We start from the raw sequence: 25,944 nt of genomic DNA, 5'->3' as shown, positions 1-25,944 counted from the left end.
CACTTGTGGTCCCTATTCCGCCGGTTTAGCGACCATAAGTGATGGCGCATCGCCATTTAAGCCCTGCGAAATTAAGTGCGGCGAGTTAAGCCCGGCGAAGGATGGCGGCGGCGATCTCGTCCGCATCGCGGAGCGTGCGCTGGCCGCTGCGGTACGCGGGTCCGCCGGGCTGGACAGCCTCGGCGGCGATGGCGGTGCCCCACTGCGCTGACGACAACTGCAGCCCCAGCACGAACAGGCCCTCGGTCACTGACCCGTTGGCCGCAACCGGGCGGTACGGGTGGGCCTCCACGTCCAGGCCGGTGGACTCGATGGGGGCGCCTTCGGCGGTCATCATGAGCTTGGGCCGCACCAGCCCATCGGCCAGCAGCTGCTCCAATACCGGTGAATCGTTGGCCGAGACCCGGTTTCCGGGAGCCAGGGCCTCCACCATGGTCCTTGCCGTGGCGGGCGGCCCGGAAACCCACGGCGAAGCAGCGGTGAACATGGCCGACTTCCGGTCCACCCGGAATTTCGGGTCCGGCCCAACAAAGCTGACCACCCCGGCCCTTGCCAGGGCCGCGAGCTGTTCGGAACGCAGCGCCGGCGGTCCGCTGGCCAGGCCCTCCACGAACGATTCAAACCAGCCGCGCAGGCCGGCGACCCATGACTCGTCGGTGATGCCGCCGTCGGCCACTGCCGACTTCAGGACGGCGCGGCCGTGGTGCAGCGCGGCGATGGCCATCTTGACCGGATCGTCCTCGCCCAGGGCAGACCGGCGCGCATCGTCAAGCAGGAACTCCACCACGGCGGCGTCGTGGCCCCTGCGGGAGTCGAACGAACGGCCTGCCAGAGGAGCTGCGAGCCCCGGCAGGTCCAGGCGGTGCCGGGGACCCACGTGGACGGCCAGGACGCTCTCAACGCTGTCCTCCCAGTTCGCGGCGCTGTGTGCGTGCGGCTGCAGGGCCTCCTCCAGCGCTGTGAGGAACGCGGGCGCGTCGGGCACCGCGCCGGGCTGCGAGCGCACCAGCGTTGAGTAGTAGGCCCACAGGGCGTCGCGGTGCAGCAGCGGCCACAGGTCGTGGTCGAACGAAGGGCGGATCCCGGCCTTCGCCAGCCGCTCGATGGCGGCCTCGGTGAGGTAGCGGAGCGTGATGGAGGAGGCGTAGTAGCCGTCCAGTGCCGCCTTGGCACGGTACGGGGTCCCACGCCGGGACGCTGCGATGATCAGGGGTTCCTGGCCGGACGGTTCGTACTCCAGGCCCGTGCCGTTGGACACGAACTTGCCGCCGCGGCCTTCGGTGAGCTGACCCATGGTGTCGAAGAAGTTCAGGCCCATGCCGCGGACCAGGACCGGCTCGCCGGCGGGGATCCGGGACCAGTCCACGTCCGCCGGGACGGCGGGGGGAAAGTACTGCAGGCCCAGTTGCCCGGCGGCGGCCTGCAGCTCCCGCTGTTCAGGATTCAGCCGGGAGGGGATGTGCCCCAGTGCCAGCACCACGGAATGGGCGCGGATGCCCTCCCCGGCGGCCAGGCCGACGTCGAACATTCCGTCCCCCGCGGGACGCACCCACACAGCGGTCGTTTCGTGGAATGCGATCGTGACGCCGTCGGGAACCGTCCCCAGCAATTCCTCCACTGTGCAGCGCAGGTAGCGTCCGTAAAGGGCGCGGCTGGGAAAATCATTCGATCCCAGTACCGCCAGCTCCGCCCGGTCCCCGGCGGTGAGGGCCGGGAGCGGGTCCCGCTGCTGCCTGGCCCGCCACTGGTCGAAGGTGCTGCCGGCAACAGGTGCGGGAAGGGCCGGATCCTCGGGAACCAGGGTGGGGTAGAAGGACTGGGTGTTCATGAGGAACAGCCGGGACTGGCCCGGTTGCCACACATGTCCGGGGCCTGCCGGATAGGGGTCCACGACGTCGATGTGCAGGTCCGTTTTCGGGTTGCCGGCGACGGCGGTGTGGGCGAGCAGCCGCTCCAGCACGCTGGTGCCGCGGGGACCGCCACCGATGATGACGGCCCGGTTGCTCTGCGATATTTCCACGCCATACAGCGTACGGGCTGGAAGCGGAGCGTGCGCCGGACGCTTGACTTGCCAGCCATGGGGGATGTTGTTTGGATGGGGCGCATGACCACCACAGCAGCTGATCAAGCGTCCGTACCCGGCCCCGGCCGGGACACTTCCGGCAGCAACTCCCGGGAAACCGCGCCGGAACCCGTCGACGAGAATGTGTGGCTGGAGGACATCTACGGCGAGGAACAGCTGGCCTGGGTCAAGGAGCAAAACTCCCGCACCGAGGACCTGCTGGAGGACGGCGGCTACGCGGAACTGGAAACCGGCATCCTGGAAGTGCTGGACTCCACGGACCGGATCGCCATGGTGGGCAAGCGCGGCGACTGGTACTACAACTTTTGGAAAGACGGGCAGAACCCCAAGGGCCTGTGGCGGCGGACCACCTGGGAAAGCTACTGCACCGATTCCCCGGAATGGGACGTCCTGCTCGATGTTGACGAGCTGTCCCGCGCCGAAGGCGAAGAGTGGGTGTTCCACGGCGCCACGTTCCTGCGCCCCGCCGCCGGGGAGCCCTACCGCCTGGCGCTGCTTGCCCTCTCCCCCGACGGCGGCGACGCCAACCGGTACCGCGAGTTCGACGTCGAGGCGCGCGGCTTCGTGGACCCCGCCCGCGGCGGGTTTGACCTCCCGACGGCGAAAGGCAACGTGTCCTGGCTGGACGCCGACACCCTGCTGGTTGCTTCCACCGCGGATGGGCTGCCCAAGACAGCGTCCTCCTACGCGCGGACTGCGGTGACGCTCAAGCGCGGAGAGTCCCTGGCAGCGGCTCCGCGCCTCTTTGAGGTGGCGGAAGACCACATGATGGCCGTGGCGGCCCATGACTCCACCCCCGGCTTTGAGCGCACTTTCGCCGTGGACTACATCGACTTCTTCAACCGCACCAACTTTGTGCTGCGGGACGGATCCTGGGTACAGATCGACGTTCCCACGGACGTCAACGTCAGCGCCCACCGGGAATGGCTGCTCTTCCGTCCGCAGCAGGACTGGGTCTTGGACGGTACTACGTATCCTTCCGGGGCCCTGCTTGCCGCCAACTTCGAGGACTACCTCGCCGGCAGCCGGGACCTCACGGTCCTGTTCACCCCCGACGCGCACACGTCCCTGCAGTCCTGGAGCTGGACCCGGAACTTCCTTTTGCTCAACCTGCTCAAGGACGTCTCCTCCGAGATCCGGGTCGTGGACCCGTCCCGGCCGTCCGACGGCGCGGACGGTGGCTGGGCGGCCACTCTCCTGGACGCCTGCCCGCCGCTGCACGATGTGAACGCCTACGCCGTGGATGACGAGGACGAGGGGCCGGCGGACGGCGGCGCGGGCGATGACTTCTGGCTGATCGCCACGGGATTCACCACCCCCACCACGCTGATGCGCGGCACCCTGGAACGCGGGAGCGCCGGGACGTCCGGCGTGGTGAGCCGCCATGCGGTGGTCAAGAGCTCGCCGTCGTTCTTTGCCGACGCTGACTATGAAGTGCAGCAGCACTTTGCCGTGTCCGACGACGGCACCCGGGTCCCGTATTTCCAGGTAGCTCCGCGGGACCTGGCTTTGGACGGGCAGAACCCCACCCAGCTGTCCGGCTACGGCGGATTCGAGGTTTCACGGACGCCCGCCTACAGCGGCACCGTGGGCCGGGCGTGGCTGGAGCGGCGGACCACGCTCTCGGACGGCAGCGACGGGAAGGCACCCCACTCGCGCGGCGGGGTGTACGTGGTGGCGAACATTCGCGGCGGCGGCGAATATGGGCCGGCCTGGCACCGTGCCGCGCTGAAGGAAAACCGGCACCGCGCCTACGAGGACTTCGCAGCCGTGGCGCGGGACCTCATCTCCCGCGGGGTCACCTCGCCGCGGCGGCTGGGCTGCGTGGGCGGTTCCAATGGCGGACTCCTGGTGGGGAACATGCTCACCCGGTATCCGGAACTGTTCCGGGCCGTCTCCTGCGGCGTGCCCCTGCTGGACATGCGCCGCTACACCAAGCTCTCCGCCGGGCACTCGTGGATTGCCGAGTACGGGGACCCGGATGTTCCCGAGCAGTGGGAGTACATCAGGACCTTCTCGCCCTACCACCTGCTCAAGGACGCGGTGGAGTACCCGGAGACGTTCATCTGGACCGCGACCTCGGACGACCGGGTGGGCCCCGTGCAGGCACGGAAGATGGCCGCCCGGATGCTGGCCATGGGCATCCCGAACGTGTGGTTCCACGAGGCCCTGGAGGGTGGCCACGCCGGCGCCTCCGACAACCGGCAGGCCGCTGCCCTGCAGGCGCGCAGCCAGCACTTCCTGTGGAAAGCGCTGGCAGGCTGACCGCCATGGCACCCGGGCTGGCGGTACGGCGGGCCGTTGCCGCGGATGTGGAGCGGCTGGCCCAGGTGCACGTGCGCTGCTGGCAGGAGACCTACCGGGGCATGCTGTCCGATGCCTTCCTCGCCGCCGTGGATCCGGCAGACCGGCTGCGGCTCTGGCGGCACCTGCTGGACCGGCCCGAACCTGCCGAGGTATGGGTGGCGTGCGACGGCGGGACTGTGGTTGGGTTCGCGGGTGCACGACTCCTGCCGGCTCCCGGTTCCCCCGAAGGGCACCCGCCGCCGTCCTCGGGTGACCTGGAACTGTGGGGGTTGTACCTGCTGGCTTCACACCAGGGCCTTGGCCTGGGCGCCCTTTTGCTGGACGCGGCCATTGGCTCCAAAGCGGCGAGCCTCTGGGTGGCCGCCGCGAACGGCCGGGCCATCGGTTTCTACCGCCGTTTCGGCTTTGAACCGGACGGCGCCCGGGACATCCTGCCGGAGTGGGAGGACCTGCCGGAGATCCGCATGGTCCGCCCGGCGCAGGACTGACCGCGGAGCACCCGAACCTCATTCACCGGGGCGCGAGCCTGTGGCGGGTACCGTTTTGCACTGCATGGCCGGATCTGCGTATCCTTGGTGGGCTAGGAATAGCAATTGGAGACGTGCCAGAGCGGCCGAATGGACTTCACTGCTAATGAAGGGTCGGGGTTAAACTCGACCGGGGGTTCAAATCCCCCCGTCTCCGCGTTTGGCCCCGGTCCACTGGACCGGGGCCTTTTGCGTTTCCCGGTGCCTTTTGTGTTTCCAGAGAGTACCTGCACTACGGCCCCTGCAGCCTGGGCTCCCGCCAGTCCTGGGCTGCTTCGCAGATCCGGGCGTTCAAGCTTCGGAAACGCGAACAACCTTATGACTCTCCGGGGCGTGGCTGGGCAACCACGATCGGAAAACGCTGTCCGATAATCGGACGCGGCGGGCGCCGCCGATGCCGCGGTGGCAGGATTGGCGCATGGCGGCACCCAGCAACCCACACCACCCGGACGGCGCCCAGACGGCATGGAATCCGCGCCTGGCACTCCTGGTGGCGGCAGCGTTCTTCATGGAATTTCTGGACGGCACGGTCCTCACCACGGCCATTCCCAGCATTTCGGCGGACTTTGCCATCCCCGCCGCCGACGTCAACATCACCATGACCGCCTACCTGCTGACGGTTGCCATCGGCATTCCCCTCAGCGGCTGGCTGGCGGAACGGTTTGGTGCCAGGCGGATCTTCTGCACTGCCATCGCGGTGTTCACCCTGTCATCCCTGGCGTGTGCGCTCAGCCAGGACCTGGCCACCCTGACCCTGAGCCGCATCGCCCAGGGTGCCGGCGGCGCCATGATGGTACCGGTGGGAACCCTGGTGGTGCTGCGCGGCACCCCGAAGTCTGAGCTGCTGCGCGCCACCGCGTTCCTGGTGTGGCCCGGGCTCCTGGCACCCGTACTCGCGCCACTGGTGGGCGGGGCGCTCACCACGTACCTGTCGTGGCATTGGATCTTCCTGGTCAACCTTCCGCTTGGGATGGCCGCCTTCGTGGCGTCCCTGCGGCTGGTTCCGGCGGTGGCCGGAGATCCCGGCCGGCGGCTGGACTGGCCCGGAATGCTCCTGACAACGGTTGGCGTCGGTGCCCTGGTGACTGGTCTGGAGCTTGCCAGCAGCCACCCAGGACTGCCCTGGGCGGGAGTCAGCGCTGCAGCCGGGATCGCGGCACTGGCCGGGGCGGTCCTGTGGATGCGCCGGGCTCCGCATCCGCTCTTCAATCTGCAGGTCTTCCGCACCAGGACGTTCCGGGCCATGGCCACGGGCGGGTTCGTATACCGGGTGACCATCAGCTCCGTCCCCTTCCTGCTGCCGCTGATGTTCCAGTCGGGGTTCGGCTGGTCACCGCTGCACGCCGGCGCCCTGGTGGCAGCAGTGTTCGTTGGAAACATCGGGATCAAGCCGGCCACCACACCGTTGATCCGGAAGTTCGGTTTCAGGGCGATGCTGGTGTTCGCCTCGCTGGCATCAGCCGTGACGTTCGCCCTCTGTGCCTTCCTGACACCGGAAACCCCGGTGGCTTTGATGGCCGTACTGCTGGTGTGCAGCGGCGCCTTCCGCTCCATCGGCTTTTCGGCCTACGCCTCGGTCCAGTACGCGGACATTCCCCCGGCGCAGCTGACCTCCGCCAACACCGTGTCCGCCACGCTGGTGCAGCTCGGCACAGGCTCCGGCATCGCCATCGCTGCCCTGCTGATCCGGACCTTCGAGGGCCTGTCCACCGCGGCCCAGGATCCGGCCGGCCCTTTCCGCGGCGCTTTCCTGGCGATGGCCGTCCTGATGCTGGCAAGCACCGTGGACAGCATCCTGCTCCCCCGGCACGCGGGGGCAGCAGTCAGCCGGCCTGGGCCAGCACCAGGGGCAGAACCGCTCCCGCCCCGGCCTGCCGAAGGGCGCGCCCCGCGACGGTGAGGGTCCACCGGCTGTCGGTGAGGTCGTCGATGAGCATCACCGGCTGGCCCTGGATTGACTGCAGGGCGGCTTCGAGCTCCGGGCCCACCACCAGCCGGTCCCATACCCCTGCCAGCCGGTACGCGCTGTTGCCGCCGCGGCCCCCGGTGGGCCCGCCGTGGGCCAGCTGCAGCTCACCAAGGTAGGGGATGCGCCCGATTTCCGAGATTCCCCGGGCCAGCGAGCCCACGAGCTGGGGCTTGCCGCGCGACGGCACACCCACGATGGCGGCCGGCCTGCCCACCCCGCTCCATCCCGGGTTCCGGCCATCGTCGGTCCCCCACTCGCGCAATACCTGGACGCAGGCCTGGAGCATGCCCTGGTCCACGGGCCGGTCCTCCGCGCCGGCGGCAAACAGTTCCCGCAGGGCGCCGCCCCAGCCGAGGTCCGTCAGGCGGGCCAGGACGCGCCCCTCTGAGAGGCCCTCAGCCGGTTTGAGTTTCCCCTTCACCGGCACCCCAAGACGGTCCATGCCACTGGGCCACTGAAGACGCGGCTCCAGGACACCGCCCGCCCGGCTCAGGGTCTGGTTGGCCGCCGCCGTGGCATCGGCGGCCACGTCCGCAGGGAACCACTGGCCGGCGCAGTTGTCGCACCGGCCGCAGGGGCGGGCTGTCTCGTCGTCCAGGACCGACGTGATGTACTCCATCCGGCAACCGGCTGTGTCCTGGTAGATGACCATGGAGTCCTGCTCGTCCACCCGTGCCTCGGCAATGCGGCTGTAGCGCTCGGCATCATAAACCCAGGGCTGGCCCGTGGAGCGCCAGCCGCCGCCGACCCGCTCCACCGCTCCGTCCACGGACAGGACCTTCAACAGCAGCTCAAGCGGAGTGCGGCGAAGGTCCACCCGGGCTTCAAGCGCCACCGTTGACAGTGCGGTGCCCGCCTCGGCCAGAGCAGTCAGCACGGCCGCTGCCTTCTCCTCGGACGGCATGGACGCGGTGGCGAAGTATTGCCAGATCTCCCGGTCCTCGGAGCCGGGCAGCAGCAGGACGTCGGCGTTCGCGGCCCCACGGCCGGCGCGGCCCACCTGCTGGTAATAGGCCACCGGTGAGGACGGTGCGCCCAGGTGGACGACGAAACCAAGATCGGGCTTGTCAAAGCCCATGCCGAGTGCGGAGGTGGCCACCAGCGCCTTGACCTGGTTGTCCTTCAGGAGCTGCTCTGCCCGTTCCCGGTCCGCCGGGTCGGTCCGCCCGGTGTAGGCGAGCACATTGTGCCCCGCTTCGGAAAGCAGCCGGGCGGTGTCCTCCGCGGCGGAGACGGTCAGGGTGTAGATGATGCCGCTGCCGGGGAGGTCTGCCAGGTGGGTCAGCAGCCACCCCAGCCGCTCTTTGGAATTGGGCAGCGACAGGACTCCCAGCCGCAGTGAGTCGCGGCCCAGGGAGCCCCGGATGGTCAGGACCCCGGCGCCGAGCTGCTCTTCGATATCGTGCACCACCCGTGAGTTGGCCGTGGCGGTGGTGGCCAGGACCGGCACCGTGTCCGGCAGCCGGGTGATGAGGTCAGCGATCCGGCGGTAATCGGGGCGGAAGTCGTGGCCCCAGTCCGAAATACAGTGCGCCTCGTCGATGACCAGCAGGCCGGTACGGCGGAGCAGCTCGGGCAGCTGGGTTTCCCGGAACGCCGGATTTGTGAGCCGTTCCGGGGACACCAGCAGGACGTCCACCTGGTCCGCGGCCAGCTGCTCACGGACAGCGTCCCACTCCAGCTGGTTGGCTGAGTTGATGGCCACCGCACGGACCCCTGCCCGGGCGGCGGCAGCCACCTGGTCACGCATCAGGGCCAGCAGGGGCGAGACGATCAGTGTGGGCCCGGCCCCCCGGCGGCGCAGCAGCAGGGATGCCACGAAGTACACGGCCGACTTGCCCCAGCCGGTGCGCTGGACCACCAGGGCCCGCCGCCCGCCGTCGACCAATGCTTCGATTGCTTCAAACTGGCCGTCGTGGAAGACGGCGCCCGGGTTCCCCACCAGGCCGCGCAGGACCTCCAGCGCTTCGGCATGCGTGGCGGTCCCCGGACCGTCCGGGCCTGCCGTATCTGCAACGGCGGTGGCGGAAACTGTGGAAGCGTACTGGTTATTGGCCATTGATTCAGTATCCCAGCACCCTCCGACACCCCGCACCGCGATGGCGGCGCTATGTGGAAACCGGCCAGGCACGCGCTGCAAAGCCCCAGCTGTGACGCAAGTTCTCCACAAACCCGTTGGCCACATGCGCCGCACACGTAAGATAAAGCCCGTGACTAGCGAACAGACAACGACATTTGATCTCTCGGCATCCTTCAAGGCCTACGACGTCCGTGGGATTGTGGGCGAGTCGATCACCGCCGAAATCGTCGAAGCCGTGGGGGCCGCGTTCGTGGATGTCCTGCAGCTCGAAGGCCAGACCATCGTGGTGGGCGGCGACATGCGCCCCTCCTCCCCCGAGTTCTCCAAGGCCTTCGCCAACGGAGCGGCAACCCGGGGTGCCAACGTGGAGCTCCTGGACCTGATCTCCACCGACGAGCTGTACTTCGCCTGCGGCTTCCTTAACCGCGCCGGAGCCACCTTCACCGCCAGCCACAACCCTGCCGAATACAACGGCATCAAGATGGCCAAGGCAGGCGCCGTTCCCATCTCCTCCGAAACCGGCCTCAAGGAGATCCAGGCCCTCGCGGAGCAGTACCTCAACTCCGGTTCCATCCCCGCGGCCGGCGCCCGCGGCCTGATCAGCGTCCGCGACGTGCTCAAGGACTACTCCGAGTACCTCCGCAAGCTCGTCGACCTCTCCGCCTCCCGCCCCCTGAAAGTCGTGGTGGACGCAGGCAACGGCATGGCCGGCCTGACTACCCCGGCGGTCCTGGGTGACGCGCTGCTGCCCAAGCTGCCCTTCGACATCGTTCCGCTGTACTTCGAACTGGACGGCTCCTTCCCCAACCACCCGGCCAACCCGCTGGAGCCGGAAAACCTCCGCGACCTGCAGGCCGCTGTGATCGAGCACGGGGCGGACATCGGCCTTGCCTTCGACGGCGACGCCGACCGCTGCTTCGTCATTGACGAGAAGGGCGAGCCCGTCTCACCGTCGGCCATTACCGGCATGGTGGCCCGCCGCGAAATCGCCCGCGCCAAGGCCCAGGGCGAGGAAACGCCCAGCATCATCCACAACCTGCTCACCTCCCGCGCCGTCGCGGAACTGGTGGAGCACGACGGCGGACGCGCGGTCCGCACGCGGGTGGGCCACTCCTTCATCAAGGCAGTCATGGCCAAGGAAGGCGCCGTGTTCGGCGGCGAGCACTCCGCGCACTTCTACTTCCGCGACTTCTGGAACGCTGACACCGGCATGCTGGCCGCCATGCACGTCCTGGCGGCGCTGGGCGAGCAGGACGGCCCGCTTTCCGACCTGGCCCGAGAATACGAGCCCTACGTCAGCTCCGGCGAGATCAACTCCGAGGTGGAGGACAAGCCGGCAGCGGTGGAGCGCGTGCGCCAGGCGTTCGCGGACGAGGACCTCACCATCGACAACCTGGACGGCAGCACGTTCACGGCGAACGACGGCAGCTACTGGTTCAACCTGCGCCCGTCCAACACCGAACCGTTCCTGCGGCTCAACGCCGAGGCCACGGACCGGGCCACCATGGAACGCGTCCGCGACCGCGTCCTTTCGCTGGTGCGGGCCTAGCACCGAATGGCTGACCATACCGGGCAGGCAGCGGACGGAAACAGCGGGCAGGACAGCTGGCGCGATTCCGTCTCCGAAGCCACGGCAACGGACCTGGAGAACCTCCTGGGCACGGGCGTCAGCGCGGCCCAGGAGCAGCTCCAGCGCAACGGCGGCTTCCTGCCCTTTGCGTTGACCGTCCAGAACGACGGCGAGGTGCGGCTGGTTGCCGTCTCTCCCGCAGATGCCGGAGAGGGCAGCGGCGCGGACTTCGACGCCGACGCCATGATCAGCGACCTGCAGGCCCTCCTCCGCCAGAACCGGGACGACTTCCGCGCCGCCGCCGTGGTGTGCGACATCCTGCTGGTGGAGGAGGATTCGGACGCCATCCACGTGGCTGCTGAACACCGGGATGGTTCCCTCTTCGCCGCGGTGCTCCCCTACTCGGCCAACGCAACCACCCAGTCCTGGGAATTCGGCGACCTCGGTGCAGACGCCAGCGAGCCCGTCATCTGGGTGGACTAGACCGGATTTGCTGCCATGAAGATCAATGCCTTCGCTGACGTGAGCCTGCGGGCACTCATGGTGCTCGCAGCGGTTCCGGACGGCACGCTGCTCACCACCCAGAGCATCGCGGACTCGGTGGGGACACCGTACAACCACGTGAGCAAGGCCATGGCCAGGCTGCGGACCATGGGCCTGATCGAGGTAGTGCGCGGCCGGTCCGGCGGTTCGCGGCTCAGCCATGCGGGACGCATCGCCACGGTAGGCCAGATCCTGCGGCAGCTTGATAGCCGCACAGATCCCGCGGACTGCGTGTCTCCCGCCGGCAACTGCCCCCTGATCAACGAGTGCAGGCTGCGTGGCGCCCTGGCCCGTGCGCGGGAAGCTTTTTACGCCGAGCTTGATTCCGTGGTGATCGGGGACCTTCCCCAGGCCCGGCAGATGGCGCCGGTCTTCCAAATGATCGGCCTCCGCCCGGGCCTCTGAGTGCCCGTATCCGGTTGCCCGCTCCCGGTTTGATTTCAAACTTCTACAAGGTGTAGAACTGAGGCAGAAATACTCGCATTTGAAATATGAGTTTTCATCCGGCCGGACGAAGGCCCCGGCCATAACCTCAGGAGTACAGATGCTCTCGGACAAGTCCCGCCCCGTCATTGAGGCCACCCTGCCGCTGGTCGGCTCCAGGATCGGATCCATCACCCCCAACTTTTACGCCCGCCTTTTCGCGGCGCACCCCGAATTGATGGATGGACTGTTCAGCCGCTCCAACCAGCGCTCCGGCAACCAGCAGCAGGCCCTGGCCGGGAGCATCGCCGCTTTCGCCACCCACCTGGTGAACAACCCGGGCACCCTGCCGGAGACGGTCCTTTCCCGCATCGCCCACCGCCACGCCTCCCTGGGCATCACCGAGCCGCAGTACCAGGTGGTCTACGAGCACCTGTTCGGCGCCATCGCCGAGGACCTGGCCGAGGTCATCACGCCCGAGATCGCCGAGGCCTGGACCGAGGTGTACTGGCTGATGGCCGATGCCCTGATCAAGCTCGAGAAGGGCCTTTACGCAGCCCAGGCCAATGACAAGATGTGGATGCCGTGGCGCGTGGCGGCCAAGACCCCCGCAGGAACCGGGTCCATGACCTTCACCCTGGAGCCCGCGGATGACACCCCCGTCACCCCGGCTCTTCCCGGACAGTACATCAGCGTCAAGGTTGCCGTTGCGGACGGCCTGCGCCAGGTCCGCCAGTACTCCCTTTCCGGCGATGCGGGCACCAGCCGCACCTTCACCACCAAGCTGGACGACGGCGGCGAGGTCTCCCCCGTGCTGCACAACACTGTCCAGGTGGGCGACGTCGTCGAGATCTCCAACCCCTACGGCGAGATCACACTCAAGGAGGGCGACGGCCCCGTGGTCCTGGCCTCCGCCGGCATCGGCTGCACCCCCACCGCCTCCATCCTCCGTTCCCTCGCGGAGTCGGGCTCCGACCGCCAGGTCCTGGTGCTCCATGCCGAAAGCACCCTGGACAGCTGGGCCCTGCGCAGCCAGATGACGGACGACGTCGAACGCCTCGATGGTGCTGAACTGCAGCTGTGGCTGGAGAAGCCGGTGGACGGCGCCAAGCAGGGATTCATGACGCTGCGTGAAGTGGACCTCCCGGCCGACGCCTCCCTGTACCTCTGTGGCCCGCTGCCGTTCATGAAGAACATCCGCAACGAGGCCATCAACGCCGGGATCCCCGCGACCCGGATCCACTACGAGGTCTTCGGCCCGGACATCTGGCTCGCCAGCTGATTTCCGCCGCACTTCGTGAACGACGACGGCCCCGCACCTTTTCGAAAAGGTGCGGGGCCGTCGTCGTATGGAAGGTGGGGCGGCTGCTAGTGCTTGGCCATCCGCTCCTTGAGGGAATCAAGCTCGGAGCGCAGGGCCTCAGGCAGCGAGTCGCCGAACTTGGCGTACCACTCCTCGATGGAGGCAAGCTCCGTGTCCCACTCCCCGCGGTCAACGCGGACGGCGTCCTCCACGTGGGCGTGGGTCAGGTCCAGGCCGGTGAGGTCCAGCGAGTGCCCGGCAGGAACGTATCCAATCGGGGTTTCCACGGCGTCGGCCTTGCCCTCAATGCGCTCGATGGCCCACTTGAGGACGCGGGCGTTGTCGCCGAAGCCGGGCCACGCGAAGCCGCCGTCAGCCGTGCGGCGGAACCAGTTCACCAGGAAGATGTGGGGCAGGCGTTCCGGGTTGGCCTTGCCGGAGACGCTGATCCAGTGCTTCAGGTAGTCACCGGCGTCGTAGCCGATGAACGGCAGCATGGCCATGGGATCGCGGCGGAGCACGCCGACCTGGCCGGCGGCCGCGGCCGTGGTCTCGGAGGAAAGGGTGGAGCCCATGAAGATGCCGTTGGTCCAGCTGCGGGCCTGGGTGACCAGCGGAACGGTGGTCTTGCGGCGTCCGCCGAAGAGGATGGCTGAGAGCTCCACGCCTTCGGGGCTGTAGTACTCCTCAGCCAGCATGTCCACCTGCGAGATGGGGGTGCAGAACCGGGAGTTCGGGTGCGCAGCGGGCTTGTCCGAGTCCGGCGTCCAGGAGTTGCCTTCCCAGTCGGTCAGGTGCGCGGGCACTTCGTCCGTCATGCCCTCCCACCAGACGCCGCCGTCGTCGGTCAATGCCACGTTGGTGAAGATGCTGTGGCCCTTGGCAATGGCGCGCATGGCGTTGGGGTTGGTGCCCCAGCCGGTGCCGGGGGCCACGCCGAAGAGGCCGGCCTCCGGGTTGGTGGCGCGAAGTTCGCCTTCCTTGCCGATGCGCATCCAGGTGATGTCATCGCCCAGGGTTTCGACTTCCCAGCCTTCGATGGTGGGGTCGAGCAGGGCAAGGTTGGTCTTGCCACAGGCCGAGGGGAAGGCTGCGGACATGTAGTACGACTTCTTCTCCGGCGAGGTGAGCTTGAGGATGAGCATGTGCTCCGCCAGCCAGCCTTCGTCGCGTGCCATGACCGAGGCGATGCGCAGGGCGTAGCACTTCTTTCCGAGCAGGGCGTTTCCGCCGTAGCCGGAGCCGAAGGACCAGATGGCGCGCTCCTCGGGGAAGTGGACAATCCACTTGTCCGGGTTGCAGGGCCATGCCACGTCTTCCTGGCCCGGCGCCAGGGGGGCACCCAGGGAGTGCAGGGCCGGAACGAAGAAGGCGTTGGTCGCGGTGATCTTGTCCAGCACTGCGGTGCCGATGTTGGCCATGATGCGCATGGACGCAACGACATAGGCGCTGTCCGTGATTTCGACGCCGAACTTGGGGTCCTCGGCGTCGAGGTGCCCCATGACGAACGGGATGACGTACATGGTGCGGCCGCGCATGGAACCGGCGAACAGGCCGCGCAGCTTGTCCTTCATCTCCCGCGGGTCCATCCAGTTGTTGGTGAAGCCGGCGTCCCGCTCGTTTTCGGAGCAGATGAAGGTCTGCTCCTCAACGCGGGCTACGTCGGCAGGGTCGGAGAACGCGGCGAAGGAATTCGGAAACAGGTCCTGGTTGAGCCTGGTCAGGGTGCCGGCAGCAACAAGCTCGTCCGTGAGGCGGGTGTTTTCCTCCTCGGAGCCGTCAACCCAGTAGATGCGGTCCGGCTGCGTAAGCTCAGCAACCTCTTCGACCCATGCCAGCAGGCCGGCATGTGTGGTGGGTGCTTTCTCAAGCAGCGGCTTCTGCGCCAGATCGCCCATTGCAGTTCCCTTCCTCGGGTTCATCGGTGTGTCCTAAATGCTATGGTCCGGACCAGTGGAGTTTTTGGGAAGCTTGACTGACATATCCGGTCACCGAAAGTGAATTCCGCGGGAAATCAAGGAATTGTTGCCGCAGAAACACCGATTAAGTGACAAAGGTCACCTAGACCGGTCTAGTCGTACAGATTACAGCCGCTTCGATTTGGCATCAGGCTCCGCCTCGCGTAAAGTAATTCGAGGTTCGGGGAGAGCGGTTCTTCTCCCGGGACACGGAATGCGCCCATAGCTCAGCTGGATAGAGCGTCTGTCTACGGAACAGAAGGTCAGGGGTTCGAATCCCTTTGGGCGCACCAACAAGGTCCGCACCGGTTCGCCGGTGCGGACCTTTTTTGTGCTGTCAGGCCGGCCGTCCCCGGCTAGGCTTTGGTCATGAATCCCGAGGCCGTTCGGCGCGAATTTGATGTTGTTGTTATCGGCGCAGGCGCCGTAGGGGAAAACGTGGCCGACCGCGTGGTCCAGGGCGGCCTGACGGCCGTGCTCGTGGAAGCGGAACTGGTGGGCGGCGAATGCTCCTACTGGGCGTGCATGCCATCGAAGGCACTCCTCCGGCCCGGTACTGCGCTCCATGGGGCACAGACCACCCCCGGCGCCAAGGAGGCGGTCACCCGAACCCTGGATGCCGCCGCCGTCCTGGAGCGCCGCAACTACTTCACCTCCAACTGGCAGGATGACAGCCAGGTTTCGTGGGTCAAGGACACCGGCATCGAACTGGTGCGCGGGCACGCATGGCTGACCGGGCCCAAGGCCGTCGAGGTGGCCGGCCTGGACGGCACGCAGCACCTGCTGCGGGCGCGGCATGCCGTGGTCCTTGCCACGGGCTCCACTCCCAATATGCCGCCCATTGATGGACTGCAGGATGTGCAAGTCTGGGGAACGCGCGAAGCAACGTCGGCCAGCGAGGTCCCCGACCGGCTGACGGTCTTGGGGGGGGTGTGGCCGGAGCAGAGCTGGCCCAGGCCTTCGCCCGGCTTGGTTCAAGCGTTACCCTGGTGGCGCGCAGCGCGCTGCTGGGCACTTTTCCGGAAGAGGCCGCGGCGCTGGTCGCCTCGGGACTGAGGGCGGACGGCGTCGAACTCCGGCTGCACACCGCCACGGAGCGGATCAGCGGAAACGACGACGGAACGCTCACCGTAACCCTTGGCGACGGAACCACCGTCACCTCGGACAAGGTCCTGGTCTCCACTGGCCGCCACCCGGCACTGGAGGGCCTGGGCCTGGAAAGCGTGGGTTTCGAGCCCGATGAATCAGGCCACCTGTCCCTGTCAACGGACGCCTCGGGCCTGGTCCGCGAAGCACCGGGCGACGATCCCTGGCTCTACGCCGTGGGTGACGCCGCCGGCAAGAACCTCTTCACCCACCAGGGCAAATACGAGGCCCGCGCCACGGGCGACGCCATTGCCGCCCGGGCCAGGGGTGAGCTGAAGGGAACCCCGGACGACTGGAGCCGCTACGCCCAGACGGCCAACCAGCATGCCGTGCCCAGTGTGGTCTTCACGGACCCCGAGCTGGCCGGCGTGGGACGCACCCTGAAGGCGGCCAAGAAGGACGGATACAACGCCTCGTCCGTGGAGCTGCCCATCCAGGTTGCCGGATCCTCCCTCCACTCCGAGAACTACGACGGCTGGGCACAACTGGTGGTTGACGAAGACAGGAAGGTTCTGCTCGGCGCAACGTTCGCCGGCCCGGATGTGGCCGAGCTGCTGCACGCCGCCACCATTGCGGTGGTGGGTGAGGTGCCGCTGGACCGCCTTTGGCACGCAGTCCCTTCCTACCCCACCATCAGTGAGGTGTGGCTCCGCCTCTTGGAAAAGTACGGGCTCTGAGTTCTATTTGAACTGACCAGTCAGTTCGGTTAGCCTTGATGCAGACTTCTTCTGCGAAAGGCAATCCTTGCTCTCAGCACATCAGCTCCAGGCCAAAGGACGCCGGGACCCGCTGCTTCCCCCCACCTCCCTGGGGGTGGCGCGCGGCGAACTGCTGCTCGTGACCGGCGACAGGCAGGACCAACGAACCGCGTTGTCCCTGCTGCTCAGTGGCAGGATGAGGGCAGCCGCCGGACAGCTCAGCTGGGACGGCGGTTCCCGCACCAAACAGCTCCGCCTCGCCGCTGCCCTGGTGGACTCCCCGGGTGTCAACGAACCCGAGGAGCACCTCAGCGTCCGCGACCTGGTGACCGAGGACCTTGCCCTGATACCCCGCCGTTACCGGGGAGCGTTGCTCAGCGGCCCCTGGCTCAAGGTCAACCGCTTCGAGGACATCGCGGGCCTGTGGACCGAGCAGCTGGAACCCGGGCGGCGGCTTGAACTGCTGACCGCGCTGGCGCTGGCCAACCCCCGCACGGACCTGCTGGTGGTTGACTCGCCGGACCGCCACAGCGCCGATGAACTCGCCTGGCTGCCGCGCCTCCAGGAGTTGGCGTACGACGCCGGCCGGCCGCTCGCCGTCGTGGCGGCAGTCAGTGCCGTCCCCGCCTCATGGAACGGCCCGGTGGCCGGGATCGGCAATGCCGCACCCGGGCCTGCCTCCGCCACCCCCGCCGGCAAACACACCGCGGAGGCCGTGCTGGAACCGGAAGACCAGGAAACCAAACTCGAAACTGAGGTTGCCAAGTGACTGTCCTGCGGCTGGCCCGCTCCGAACTGAAGCGCATGACCGGTGGGCTCCTGCCCAAGCTGACTATCCTGGCCCTGACCATGGTCCCGTTGTTGTACGGCGCCGTCTACCTGTATGCCAACTGGGATCCCTATGGGCATCTCAACAACCTGGATGCTGCCCTGGTGGTGGAGGACTCCGGCGCCACCAACGCCGACGGTACGCGCCTTGAGGCCGGGACAAAGGTGGCGGACAGCCTGGTGGAGGGCAACGTGTTCCACTGGGTGCCGGTGGAAAGCTCGGCGGAAGCCGACGCCGGCGTCAGCAGCGGCCAGTACGCCTTCGCGCTGAAGATCCCGAAGGACTTCTCCGCCAACCTGGTCTCCCCCGGCAGCTTTGACTCAGCCAGCCAGGCCATGCTGAACGTGACCACGAACGATGCCAACAACTACCTCCTGAGCACCATCGTGGACAAGCTGACCACTGCCGTGCACACCACGGTGGCCAAGGAAGTGGGCGAGGAAACCGCCAACCAGCTGCTCACCGGGTTCGGCACCATCCACTCCAAGATGGTGCAGGCGGCGGACGGCGCTTCCCAGCTGGCCGACGGCGTAGCCAGGCTCCGGGATGGAACCGTCACCCTCCACGAGGGGACCTCAGCCCTGAGCAGCGGCGCGGACCAGTTGTACGCCGGCCAGCTGAAGCTGCGGGACGGCGCCAATGAGCTGACCGACGGCGCGGGGCAGCTCAGCAGCGGCCTGGCAGTCCTCAAGGACAAGACAGCCACCCTGCCCACCGATACCCAGACCCTTGCTTCCGGCGCTGCCCAGGTTGCCGCCGGGAACGCACAGCTGAACACCAAGGTGCAGGACGTGGCGGCCCAACTGGAGGCGGTGGACCAGGGCCTCCGCAACCGCGTGGTGGAGTCCAACAGCAGGCTCGTCGCGTCAGGCGTCCTCACCCAGGAGCAGGCGGACAAAGTGCTGGCCGATTTCGATGCCACCGCCGCGGCCAGCCCGATGGCAGCTGCCAAGGGCAAAATCCAGGCGGATGCTGCCCAGGTCCAGCAGCTGGCCAACGGATCCGAGGCCGTGAGTGTCGGCGCATCCCAGCTCGCAGCCGGGATGCCGGAACTCAAGGGTGCCATCGCACAGGCCTCGGCAGGGGCTGACCAGCTGCACACGGGTGCCGCCGCGCTCGCAGCCGGTGAGCAGTCCGCCGTCGACGGCGCCGCCGGCTTTGCCGACGGAGCGCGGAAGGTTGACGCCGGGGCCGCCCAGCTCTCGGACGGCGCGGGACAGGCCGCCACAGGTTCACGCACCCTCTCCGATGAGATCGGCAAGGGCGCCGGACAGGTCCCCAACCCTGACGACGCGCAGAAGAGCAACCTGTCCCAGGTGATGGCGGATCCCGTGGCGGTCAGCAACGTCTCGCAGGCCAAGGCCGGATCGTACGGCGCAGGGCTGGCACCGTTCTTCCTCACGCTCGCCATGTGGATCGGCATCTTCATGCTGGTCCAGGCCATGCGGCCCATTACGCAGCGGGCACTGGCCTCCAACGCGCCGTCGTGGAAGATCGCCCTGGGCGGCTGGCTGCCCTTCTTCCTGGTCTCGGTGGTGCAGGCGTCCCTGCTGACCCTGGTGGCGGACCTCGCGCTGGGGCTCAATCCCGCCCACCCGGTCCTGATGTGGCTGCTGATGCTGGCCGCTGCCATGGCATTCAGCGCTCTCATCCAGGGCATCGTGGCGCTGCTGGGGTCCCCCGGCAAGCTGGTGGTGCTCATCCTGCTGGTCCTGCAGCTGGTGTCATCCGGGGGCACGTTCCCTTGGCAAACCACCCCCGAGCCGCTGCATGTGGTGCACCAGGTCCTGCCCATGGGATACGTGGTGACCGGAATGCGGCACCTGGTCTACGGCGGGGACCTGTCCATGATTGCCCCCACCTTCGTGGGCCTGCTGGGCTACACGGTGCTGGGCGCGGCCATGTCCACGCTCGCGGTGCGGAAGAACAAGTACTGGACGCTCAAGACCCTGAAGCCGGAGATCGCGGTATGACCACCGAACCCACGTCCGCGGGCAAGGGGCTGCGGCCCGCACGGACCAACGCCACCCGCCAGAAGCTCTTCGACGCCTCCATGGAGCTGATCGGGGAGCGCGGGGCCGCCAGTGTCACCGTGGATGAGATCGCGGCAGCCGCCGGGGTTTCCAAGGGCACCGTCTATTACAACTTCGGCAGCAAGTCGGAGCTCATCGCGCAGCTCCTGCGGCACGGCGTGGACATCCTCAAGGCACAGCTGCTCGAGGCCGCCAACGGCGGAGCAACGGGCCGCGACCCGTTGCTCGCCATGGAAGCGATGATCGGCCAGGCCATGGACTTCATGGCGGAGTACCCGTCCTTCGCGCGTCTGTGGGTCAGCGAAAACTGGCGGATTCCCAGCGAATGGCAGGGTACGTTTTCCGTCCTGCGCGGGGAGCTCCTGGAAGTCATCGGCCAGGCCGTGGAGAAGGTGGCTGAGGCTTACCCGGTGGACAATTCCGTGTCGAGGGGAAGCCTGGAAACGGCGATCTTCGGTGCGTGCTTTGTGGTGGGCCTGGACCGGCAGACGTACAACCCCGAGCGCACCCGGGACCAAAGCGTTGCAGCAATCATGGCCATCATGCGCGGCTACGTCCTGAAGGGGCCAGCTCCTCAGGGATGATGGAGCACATGCGCCATACGGGGAAAAGCGGAAAGTTCGCGGTGATCTGCGGCGTCGTTGCTGCAGGACTGCTGGTGCTCACGGCCATGACCCTCGCAGAGCCGGTGTTCCTCGCGTTCCTGGGCGTCCTGGGGCTGGCCTACCTGGCCGCTGTCGCCGAGGTCCTGGTGAGGCGGCGGCGCTTTGCCCTGTTTGCGGCCGGCGCCGGGACCGCGCTTGCCCTTGGCTTTTCGTTGGCGTTCCTCAGCACATGGGAGCTGGCGTTCGACGGCCAGTCCTCCTTCCTGGGAACCCCGCTGCCCACCGACGACCCCGACAACTACTTCATCGGCGCTGCGGGCGCCCTGGCGGCCACGTTCGGGGTCCTCTTCCTGGGTGCCCTGTGGCCGGGGAAGAGACGGACGACGGCGGCGCGCAGGCCGGCACCACGGCAGGCGGCACAACGCGCGTCACCACAGCGGACTGGCCCGGCTACGGCACGCAGCCAGCAGGCGGCCCCATCCCGCGCTGCTGGCCGCACGTCCGGCGGCCAGGCATCCCCCGTTCAGCGAACGTCGGCTCCCCGAACCCCCGCCCGGGGGACGTCCTCCGCAGCCCGGCGTCCGTCGTCGTCCGCCCCGCCTTCGCCCAGGCCGGCACCCAGGTCCGGCAACGGCCCGCTCCCCCGCCGCTGACGCCGCCCGCGTGCCCGGGTGAGCACCGCCGTCGCCACGCCGCCCAACAGGAGCATTCCGCCCGCCAGCTCCGTCGGCGACGGCACCTCCGCGAGGACCAGCCACGCAGCGCTCATTCCCACTACCGGGACCAGCAGGGTGAACGGAACAACGGCCGACGACGGGTGGGTGGCCAGGAGCCGGTTCCAGATTCCGTAGCCCACCAGTGAGGCGAAAACGGCGGTGTACAGGGCACTGAGCATGGTGGGTGCCTGAAGAGAGGACAGTGACTGCCAGACGGTTTCCGGCCCGTCCACCAGCACCGACAGCGCTGCCAGCGGAAGCGGAACCACGGCACCGGACCACACCACCAGCCCCAGGCCCGAGGCTGCCCTGGCTTTCCGGGCAATGACGTTCCCGGCGGCCCAGGACAGCGCCGCGGCCAGGACGATGACCAGCGGCAGCAGCGGCGCCACGGCGCTGCGTCCCACCGCCACGAGGGCGAGTCCGGCCACGCCGAGCGCCACCCCCGCCAGCTGGCGCCGGCTGGGCCGCTCACCGAGGAACGCCGCGGCCAGCAGGACGGTCAGCAGCACCTGCGCCTGCAGGACCAGGGATGCGAGGCCGGCCGGCATGCCCAGCGCCATGGCCAGGTAAAGGAGGCCGAACTGGCCGGCACTCATGAACAGTCCGACGCCAATGATGGCCTTCCAGGACACCGCGGGCTTCCGCACAAAGAAGATCCACGGGACGACCACCAGGACAAAGCGCATGGCCACGAACAGCAGCGGGGGGAAGTTTTGGCCGCCGGCGTGGAGCCCAATGTCGATGGCCACGAAGTTCAGGCCCCACAGCAGGGCCACGACGACGGCAAGAAGGGAATCGCGGAGGTTCACGCTCCTACTGTGGCAGAGCACCGGATGAAGCACCAGCGTCTAATTCAGCAACCAATCATGTACCTTTGCTTCATGATTGATATCGGGTCGCTGCGCGCCCTCGCGGCCATTGAGCAGCATGGCACAGTCATTGCCGCCGCAGAGGCGATGGGGTTCAGCCCGTCGGCTGTTTCCCAGCAGGTGAAGAAGCTGGAGAAGGAGGGCGGCTTCGCGGTCCTGGAGCGCCGCGGCCGCGGCGTCCTGCTGACCGAGCGCGGGCTGGCCCTGGCAGCTTACGGCCGGCGCATCCTGGCCGAGCTCGAGGAGCTTGAGTCCACGCTCCTGGCGGATCCGGCCAAGCCCACGGGCAGCCTCCGCGTGGTTTCTTTCTCCACTGCCGTCAGGGGGCTGGTGGGCCCACTGCTGGCGCGGATCGGGCAGTCGGGGGCCGCACTTGATCTTTCCGTGCTGGCCGAGGACCCACGCGAGGCCGTGGCCCGGGTTGCCAACGGCGAGGCGGACCTGGGCCTGGTGCACAACTGGAACTCGGTGCCGCTGGTGATCCCGGAGCACCTGACGCTGGAGTGGCTCTGCGAGGACGTGGCGGACGTCCTGGTGCACAACAGTCATCCGCTCGCGCACCAGGCGGAGGTGGAGCCGGCACAGCTGGTGGACGAACGCTGGATCAGTACGCCCGACGGCGCCATCTGCAACGAAGCGCTCCTGCGGATTTTCGCCGATCTTGGGCGGGTCCCGGACATCAGGGTTTACGACCCCGATTTTGCGACGCACATTGCGTTGGTGGAGCAGGCGGTGGCCGTTGCGCTGGTGCCCCGCCTGGGGCGGCCGGCACTGCCTCCGGACGTGGTGGCCGTTCCCGTAGTCAACCCCATCCAGGCCCGGCAGGTGGGGCTGGTCCATCGCAGGACCATGACGGCCAGCCCTGGCATCAGGCACGTGGCGGCGCTGCTGCGCGGGATTGCCGGCAGTGGAGCTGCAGCTAGTGGGCCCGGGGAACCGCGAACCGGGTAATCCGGGCGTCCTGGCCGTCGAGTTCCGCCCACGGCTTCTCCGTCTCCAGGACGGTGAGCGCATTGGTGGGGAAACGGGTGGCGGCGTCCATGTAGGCGTCGTGGTCGGAATCCCGCGAGGCGAGGTGCATGGCCAGGTCCTGTACGCCCGGCAGGTGCGCGATCAGCATCAGCGTGGTCACGGTGTCCGGCACGTGGTTGACCACTGTCAGCATCCGTAGGGCCGAGGCCGCGTACAGGCCGTCTTCGAGTTTGGGCGTGGGGGCTTTGTCGCCGAGTTCAGAGCACACCCAGGTGCACGTTTGCCGGGTGCGCAGGGCACTGGAGCACAGAATGAAGTCCGGGACGATGTTGTTCTTGAGCAGCCAGCGCCCGGCCAGCGGCGCTTCCCGGTGTCCGCGTTCCTCCAGCGGCCGCTCGTGGTCAGCCACGCCGCCGGGCCAGTCAGCCTTGGCATGGCGCATGATCACAAGGCGTCGAACGTGGTGCGAACTCATGGCCCAAGCCTAGCTGGCGGGAACATTCAGAAGCAGCGTCACGCAGGGCACGCTTTCAAGAACCGACAAGGGGACAAGGCCCGTGAAATCAGGGGACAGCCACAGGCAAGAGCCCTAAAACGTGCCCACAGTGACGCACGGACCGAGCAGCCCGACAGGAGCAGGTCGCCTTCGCGCGAAAGAGAGTTAGATCGAGTACTCCGGAGCGGCCCAGACAACAACCTCCGGGTGCTCGTAGAACCGGTAGCCCTGGCCGCGTACGGTGCGGACCGTGTTGGCGAGGCGGCCGAGCTTGGAGCGGAGGCGGCGGATGTGGACGTCGATGGTGCGCTCGTTGGGCACTTCTTCGGCGTTGCGCCACAGCCCCTCGAGGAGCTCGTCACGGCCCACGGTACGGGTGCCGTTTTCGACGAGGTAGTTGAGGAGCTCAAATTCCTTGAACGTGAGGTTCAGGGATTCACCGTCGAGGTGGACTTCGCGGCGGGCGAGGTCGATGAGCACACCGGAGGGACGCGGTTCCTGCGGCTGGGCAGGGCGCGGGGTTTCGGTGCGCTGGCGGGAGTTGACCGTGGGGTCGCCAAAGGTGGAGCGGACGACGTCGAGCGCGGAACCGGGGGTGCCGGCCGGCGCGACCGCCACGGCAGCGTAGCTTTCGGCACCAGAGACGAGCGACTGGGCGTAAGCGCGGATTTCCTGCGCAAGCTTGGCGATGGAGGTGCCGGCCGCCGCCGCGGTCTCCTCATCGATGCCCATGTAGAGGACGAACCCGCGGGCAACGTTGTCGTTGGCTACCGGGCGGACCTGGTTTGCACCGGGCACCACTGGGGTAGGGGCAGTAACGGGAGCAGACTCGGCGGGATGCACGGCGCGAAGCTGACCGTAGGAATTCGGGTTGTAACCCTGCGGGGCGAAGCCCTGGGCAGGGAAGCTGCTTCCGGATGCGGAGGGAGCAAGCGAAGGACGCGGGCCGAAGCCGGGGCGAAGGCCGGTGGCCTGGCCGGCCTTGGCGGCGTTACGGACAGAGATGTGGACGTATCCGGATGCAACTGACATGAATGTTTACCTCAATGTGAAATGGCCGGCTCCGCGGCTCGAATGCTGGTTTCCCCGTCACGCGGACCGGGGAGGGACGCCCGACGCTGGGCTTGGGGGCGAATGCCTAAGAACTTCGGTGGGTGGGAAGGTCAGGCGTGCATTCGACAACAGCGCATGTCGGCAGCAGCGGATGTGCTGGGCCAATATTCTGCGGCTGCAGGTGCTGTTGAGTTCTTGTTCACATTGGAAGTGTGCCGCGTAACAATGCCAACTTGCAAGTAACAATGGACCGAATCGTCCGCATCGTGAGACAAATCCAGGAATTGTGCTGCATGTCACTATTTCGGAAGCGGGGATGATTTGGGGCGCTCGAATCGGCAAAACGCCGAAATTCGGCCCTCTGCAGAAGAATCTTCGCCAGTTTGGCACATTGCCGAATGTGTCCGAAATTCAACCGTTTGACGTGGAATCGGCCCCCCACCTCTGCGGCGTGTCCAACCGGCGTCCTGCCCCAGCAGATTTTTTTGCCCGCGAACGCCGCTGAGCCGGAGGCAGGACGGTCCAAACATCGTTAGGGATGCCCTCAGTTACTGCTGCTTCCCTGGTTGGGGGTGCTTGCGGTGGTGGCTGCAGCCAGTTGGATGGTCTCGGCAGTGTAGGTTTCCGCGTCCTTTAGGGCGGTCACGCGGACGCTGGCGCCGGAGGTCACATTGGAGAAGCTGAGTGTGGTGCCGGTGGAACCTCCGCCTCGCTGCCGCATCCCCTGCGTCACCTCGACGTCGGAGCCCACGGCGTAGGTCCGGGAAAATCCGTCCTCACTCTTGACGGTCATGGACGTGCCGGAGATTTCCGTGACGGTGCCTGCCTGCCCCGCCATGGTGACGTAGCTGGAGCCCTGGAGGACCACGTATTCGGAGTGGACGGCTGCGTTGAGCCCTGCCGACCCCATCCCCAGACCGCCAGGCCCGCCGTCCATTGACATGCCGCCGTCCATGCCACCTGCCATGCCGCCACCCATGCCGCTTTGGCCGTCCGGACCGGTAACGCCGCTCTGGCTCCCGGGGCCGACCTGGCCCATGGCACCCGCGCCCTGGCCATTGGTCGCTGAAGCCGTTCCGCTCCCGTTTCCGGCAGCGTAGGCGCCGGCACCGGCTGCCGCGGCCACCACCACCGCAACGCCACCCACCAGGAGGCCCTTCTTCGCGGTCCAGTTCCCTTTCCCTCCCCGGGTCGAATCAGTGGGTGCGTACTGCTGGGGTGCGCCCCATCCCATGCCGGAGCCGGGCACCTGGCCCTGCGCCGTCGTCGTACCCCACCCCGCAGAAGGCGAACCCGGAACGGGGGCGCCCCAGCCCTGGGCAGGCTGCTCCTGCTGCGGCTGGTCCCGCGACGCCTGCTCCCGTCCTGCCGGCTCCTGGCCCGGGCCGGGATGGCCTGCCTGGGCATTCCATCCCTGCGCGGCACCGTCGCGGCCGGCATCATCTGCCGTGCCTTCCCACACCGGGGCCGGCTGGCCCTGTTGCTTTCGGCCTTCTGCGGACGGGTTCGCCTGACGGTTGTGGCCTGATGCCCCGGGGTAGGCGTTGTCGTGCTGTTCCATGGTTTTCTCCAAGAAGTCGTAGCTGTTGGTGGTGCTGTTGTCCCAACAGGCTGTGCCGCTTTGCTGTGCAGGGGCTGTGCGGCGGACCAAGCCTGCCTGTGACCTGCCAGGGCAACAGCCAGGCCGCCCCCTCACGGGGGTCACAGGTGGCTAGGCTGGAGCTCGCAGCCGGAACACAGCAACGTCAAAGCATCGGCAAA

The 25,944-nt window shown here is 67.6% G+C and carries 19 protein-coding genes, 2 tRNA genes and 1 pseudogene; 15 read left to right on the top strand and 7 right to left on the bottom strand.

The window, feature by feature from the left end; genetic code table 11:
- Window positions 1-85: 85 nt before the first annotated feature.
- Window positions 86-2,020, bottom strand: coding sequence for an FAD/NAD(P)-binding protein (locus ACWRN3_RS15205; RefSeq protein WP_476741181.1), 1,935 nt, complete (start codon window positions 2,018-2,020; stop codon window positions 86-88).
- A gap of 84 nt (window positions 2,021-2,104) precedes the next feature.
- Here ACWRN3_RS15205 and ACWRN3_RS15200 point away from each other — a divergent pair, with 84 nt between their 5' ends.
- The 4 genes from ACWRN3_RS15200 (at window position 2,105) to ACWRN3_RS15185 (ending at window position 6,817) form a co-directional block, all read left to right on the top strand.
- Window positions 2,105-4,348, top strand: coding sequence for a prolyl oligopeptidase family serine peptidase (locus ACWRN3_RS15200; protein ID WP_476741180.1), 2,244 nt, complete (start codon window positions 2,105-2,107; stop codon window positions 4,346-4,348).
- Between the two features lie 5 nt (window positions 4,349-4,353).
- Window positions 4,354-4,878, top strand: a complete 525-nt coding sequence (locus tag ACWRN3_RS15195) for an N-acetyltransferase family protein (RefSeq protein ID WP_476741179.1) — start codon at window positions 4,354-4,356, stop codon at window positions 4,876-4,878.
- A gap of 107 nt (window positions 4,879-4,985) precedes the next feature.
- Window positions 4,986-5,074 (top strand) — tRNA-Ser (locus tag ACWRN3_RS15190).
- A 261-nt stretch (window positions 5,075-5,335) separates the two neighbouring features.
- Window positions 5,336-6,817 (top strand): MFS transporter, encoded by a 1,482-nt coding sequence (locus ACWRN3_RS15185; protein WP_476741178.1) that lies wholly within the window; start codon window positions 5,336-5,338, stop codon window positions 6,815-6,817.
- On the opposite strand, the gene ACWRN3_RS15180 is transcribed toward ACWRN3_RS15185, so the two are convergent.
- Window positions 6,741-8,945 (bottom strand): RecQ family ATP-dependent DNA helicase, encoded by a 2,205-nt coding sequence (locus ACWRN3_RS15180; RefSeq protein ID WP_476741177.1) that lies wholly within the window; start codon window positions 8,943-8,945, stop codon window positions 6,741-6,743. The genes ACWRN3_RS15185 and ACWRN3_RS15180 overlap by 77 nt on opposite strands.
- A 151-nt stretch (window positions 8,946-9,096) precedes the next feature.
- Between ACWRN3_RS15180 and ACWRN3_RS15175 the strand changes: the two genes are divergently transcribed.
- From ACWRN3_RS15175 to ACWRN3_RS15160, 4 genes are all read left to right on the top strand, one after another.
- The gene (locus ACWRN3_RS15175) at window positions 9,097-10,515 is read left to right on the top strand and encodes a phosphomannomutase/phosphoglucomutase (RefSeq protein ID WP_476741176.1); all 1,419 of its coding nucleotides are present in this window, start codon (window positions 9,097-9,099) and stop codon (window positions 10,513-10,515) included.
- Window positions 10,516-10,521: 6 nt separating this feature from the next.
- Window positions 10,522-11,019, top strand: coding sequence for a hypothetical protein (locus tag ACWRN3_RS15170; RefSeq protein WP_255174429.1), 498 nt, complete (start codon window positions 10,522-10,524; stop codon window positions 11,017-11,019).
- Between the two features lie 15 nt (window positions 11,020-11,034).
- Window positions 11,035-11,484, top strand: coding sequence for an RrF2 family transcriptional regulator (locus tag ACWRN3_RS15165; protein WP_255174428.1), 450 nt, complete (start codon window positions 11,035-11,037; stop codon window positions 11,482-11,484).
- A gap of 139 nt (window positions 11,485-11,623) precedes the next feature.
- Entirely contained in the window at window positions 11,624-12,784 is a 1,161-nt protein-coding gene (locus tag ACWRN3_RS15160; protein WP_255174427.1) for a globin domain-containing protein, read from the top strand.
- An 86-nt stretch (window positions 12,785-12,870) separates the two neighbouring features.
- On the opposite strand, the gene ACWRN3_RS15155 is transcribed toward ACWRN3_RS15160, so the two are convergent.
- The gene (locus ACWRN3_RS15155) at window positions 12,871-14,703 is read right to left on the bottom strand and encodes a phosphoenolpyruvate carboxykinase (GTP) (protein ID WP_476741175.1); all 1,833 of its coding nucleotides are present in this window, start codon (window positions 14,701-14,703) and stop codon (window positions 12,871-12,873) included.
- A gap of 276 nt (window positions 14,704-14,979) precedes the next feature.
- Here ACWRN3_RS15155 and ACWRN3_RS15150 point away from each other — a divergent pair.
- The 5 genes and pseudogenes from ACWRN3_RS15150 (at window position 14,980) to ACWRN3_RS15130 (ending at window position 20,053) form a co-directional block, all read left to right on the top strand.
- A tRNA-Arg gene (locus ACWRN3_RS15150) sits at window positions 14,980-15,056 on the top strand.
- Window positions 15,057-15,132: 76 nt separating this feature from the next.
- Window positions 15,133-16,586: pseudogene (locus tag ACWRN3_RS15145) on the top strand (dihydrolipoyl dehydrogenase family protein).
- A 67-nt stretch (window positions 16,587-16,653) separates the two neighbouring features.
- The gene (locus ACWRN3_RS15140) at window positions 16,654-17,376 is read left to right on the top strand and encodes an ABC transporter ATP-binding protein (RefSeq protein WP_476741174.1); all 723 of its coding nucleotides are present in this window, start codon (window positions 16,654-16,656) and stop codon (window positions 17,374-17,376) included.
- Entirely contained in the window at window positions 17,373-19,409 is a 2,037-nt protein-coding gene (locus ACWRN3_RS15135) for a YhgE/Pip family protein (protein ID WP_476741173.1), read from the top strand. The genes ACWRN3_RS15140 and ACWRN3_RS15135 overlap by 4 nt, the downstream gene beginning before the upstream one ends.
- On the top strand, window positions 19,406-20,053 hold the full coding sequence (locus tag ACWRN3_RS15130; RefSeq protein WP_476741172.1) for a TetR/AcrR family transcriptional regulator: 648 nt from the start codon (window positions 19,406-19,408) through the stop codon (window positions 20,051-20,053). Before ACWRN3_RS15135 ends, ACWRN3_RS15130 begins: the two co-directional genes overlap by 4 nt.
- Before the next feature lie 544 nt (window positions 20,054-20,597).
- On the opposite strand, the gene ACWRN3_RS15125 is transcribed toward ACWRN3_RS15130, so the two are convergent.
- On the bottom strand, window positions 20,598-21,602 hold the full coding sequence (locus tag ACWRN3_RS15125) for an EamA family transporter (protein ID WP_255174421.1): 1,005 nt from the start codon (window positions 21,600-21,602) through the stop codon (window positions 20,598-20,600).
- 72 nt (window positions 21,603-21,674) lie between these two features.
- Here ACWRN3_RS15125 and ACWRN3_RS15120 point away from each other — a divergent pair, with 72 nt between their 5' ends.
- Window positions 21,675-22,613 (top strand): LysR family transcriptional regulator, encoded by a 939-nt coding sequence (locus ACWRN3_RS15120; protein ID WP_255174420.1) that lies wholly within the window; start codon window positions 21,675-21,677, stop codon window positions 22,611-22,613.
- On the opposite strand, the gene ACWRN3_RS15115 is transcribed toward ACWRN3_RS15120, so the two are convergent.
- Together ACWRN3_RS15115 and ACWRN3_RS15110 are read right to left on the bottom strand one after the other, a co-directional pair.
- Complete coding sequence (locus tag ACWRN3_RS15115; protein WP_324644098.1) at window positions 22,582-23,109, bottom strand: SixA phosphatase family protein; 528 nt, start codon at window positions 23,107-23,109, stop codon at window positions 22,582-22,584. The genes ACWRN3_RS15120 and ACWRN3_RS15115 overlap by 32 nt on opposite strands.
- Before the next feature lie 186 nt (window positions 23,110-23,295).
- Window positions 23,296-24,162, bottom strand: coding sequence for a winged helix-turn-helix domain-containing protein (locus ACWRN3_RS15110; protein ID WP_159632957.1), 867 nt, complete (start codon window positions 24,160-24,162; stop codon window positions 23,296-23,298).
- Window positions 24,163-24,469: 307 nt separating this feature from the next.
- Here ACWRN3_RS15110 and ACWRN3_RS15105 point away from each other — a divergent pair, with 307 nt between their 5' ends.
- On the top strand, window positions 24,470-24,688 hold the full coding sequence (locus tag ACWRN3_RS15105) for a hypothetical protein (RefSeq protein ID WP_476741171.1): 219 nt from the start codon (window positions 24,470-24,472) through the stop codon (window positions 24,686-24,688).
- 39 nt (window positions 24,689-24,727) lie between these two features.
- Here ACWRN3_RS15105 and ACWRN3_RS15100 read toward each other — a convergent pair whose 3' ends face one another.
- Window positions 24,728-25,744, bottom strand: coding sequence for a hypothetical protein (locus ACWRN3_RS15100; protein WP_476741170.1), 1,017 nt, complete (start codon window positions 25,742-25,744; stop codon window positions 24,728-24,730).
- Window positions 25,745-25,944 lie beyond the last annotated feature (200 nt).

The sequence above is a fragment of the Pseudarthrobacter sp. rb genome, from assembly GCF_056389225.1.
Note: the sequence above shows the minus strand (reverse complement) of the source record. Positions and strands in the feature narration are given on the sequence as shown.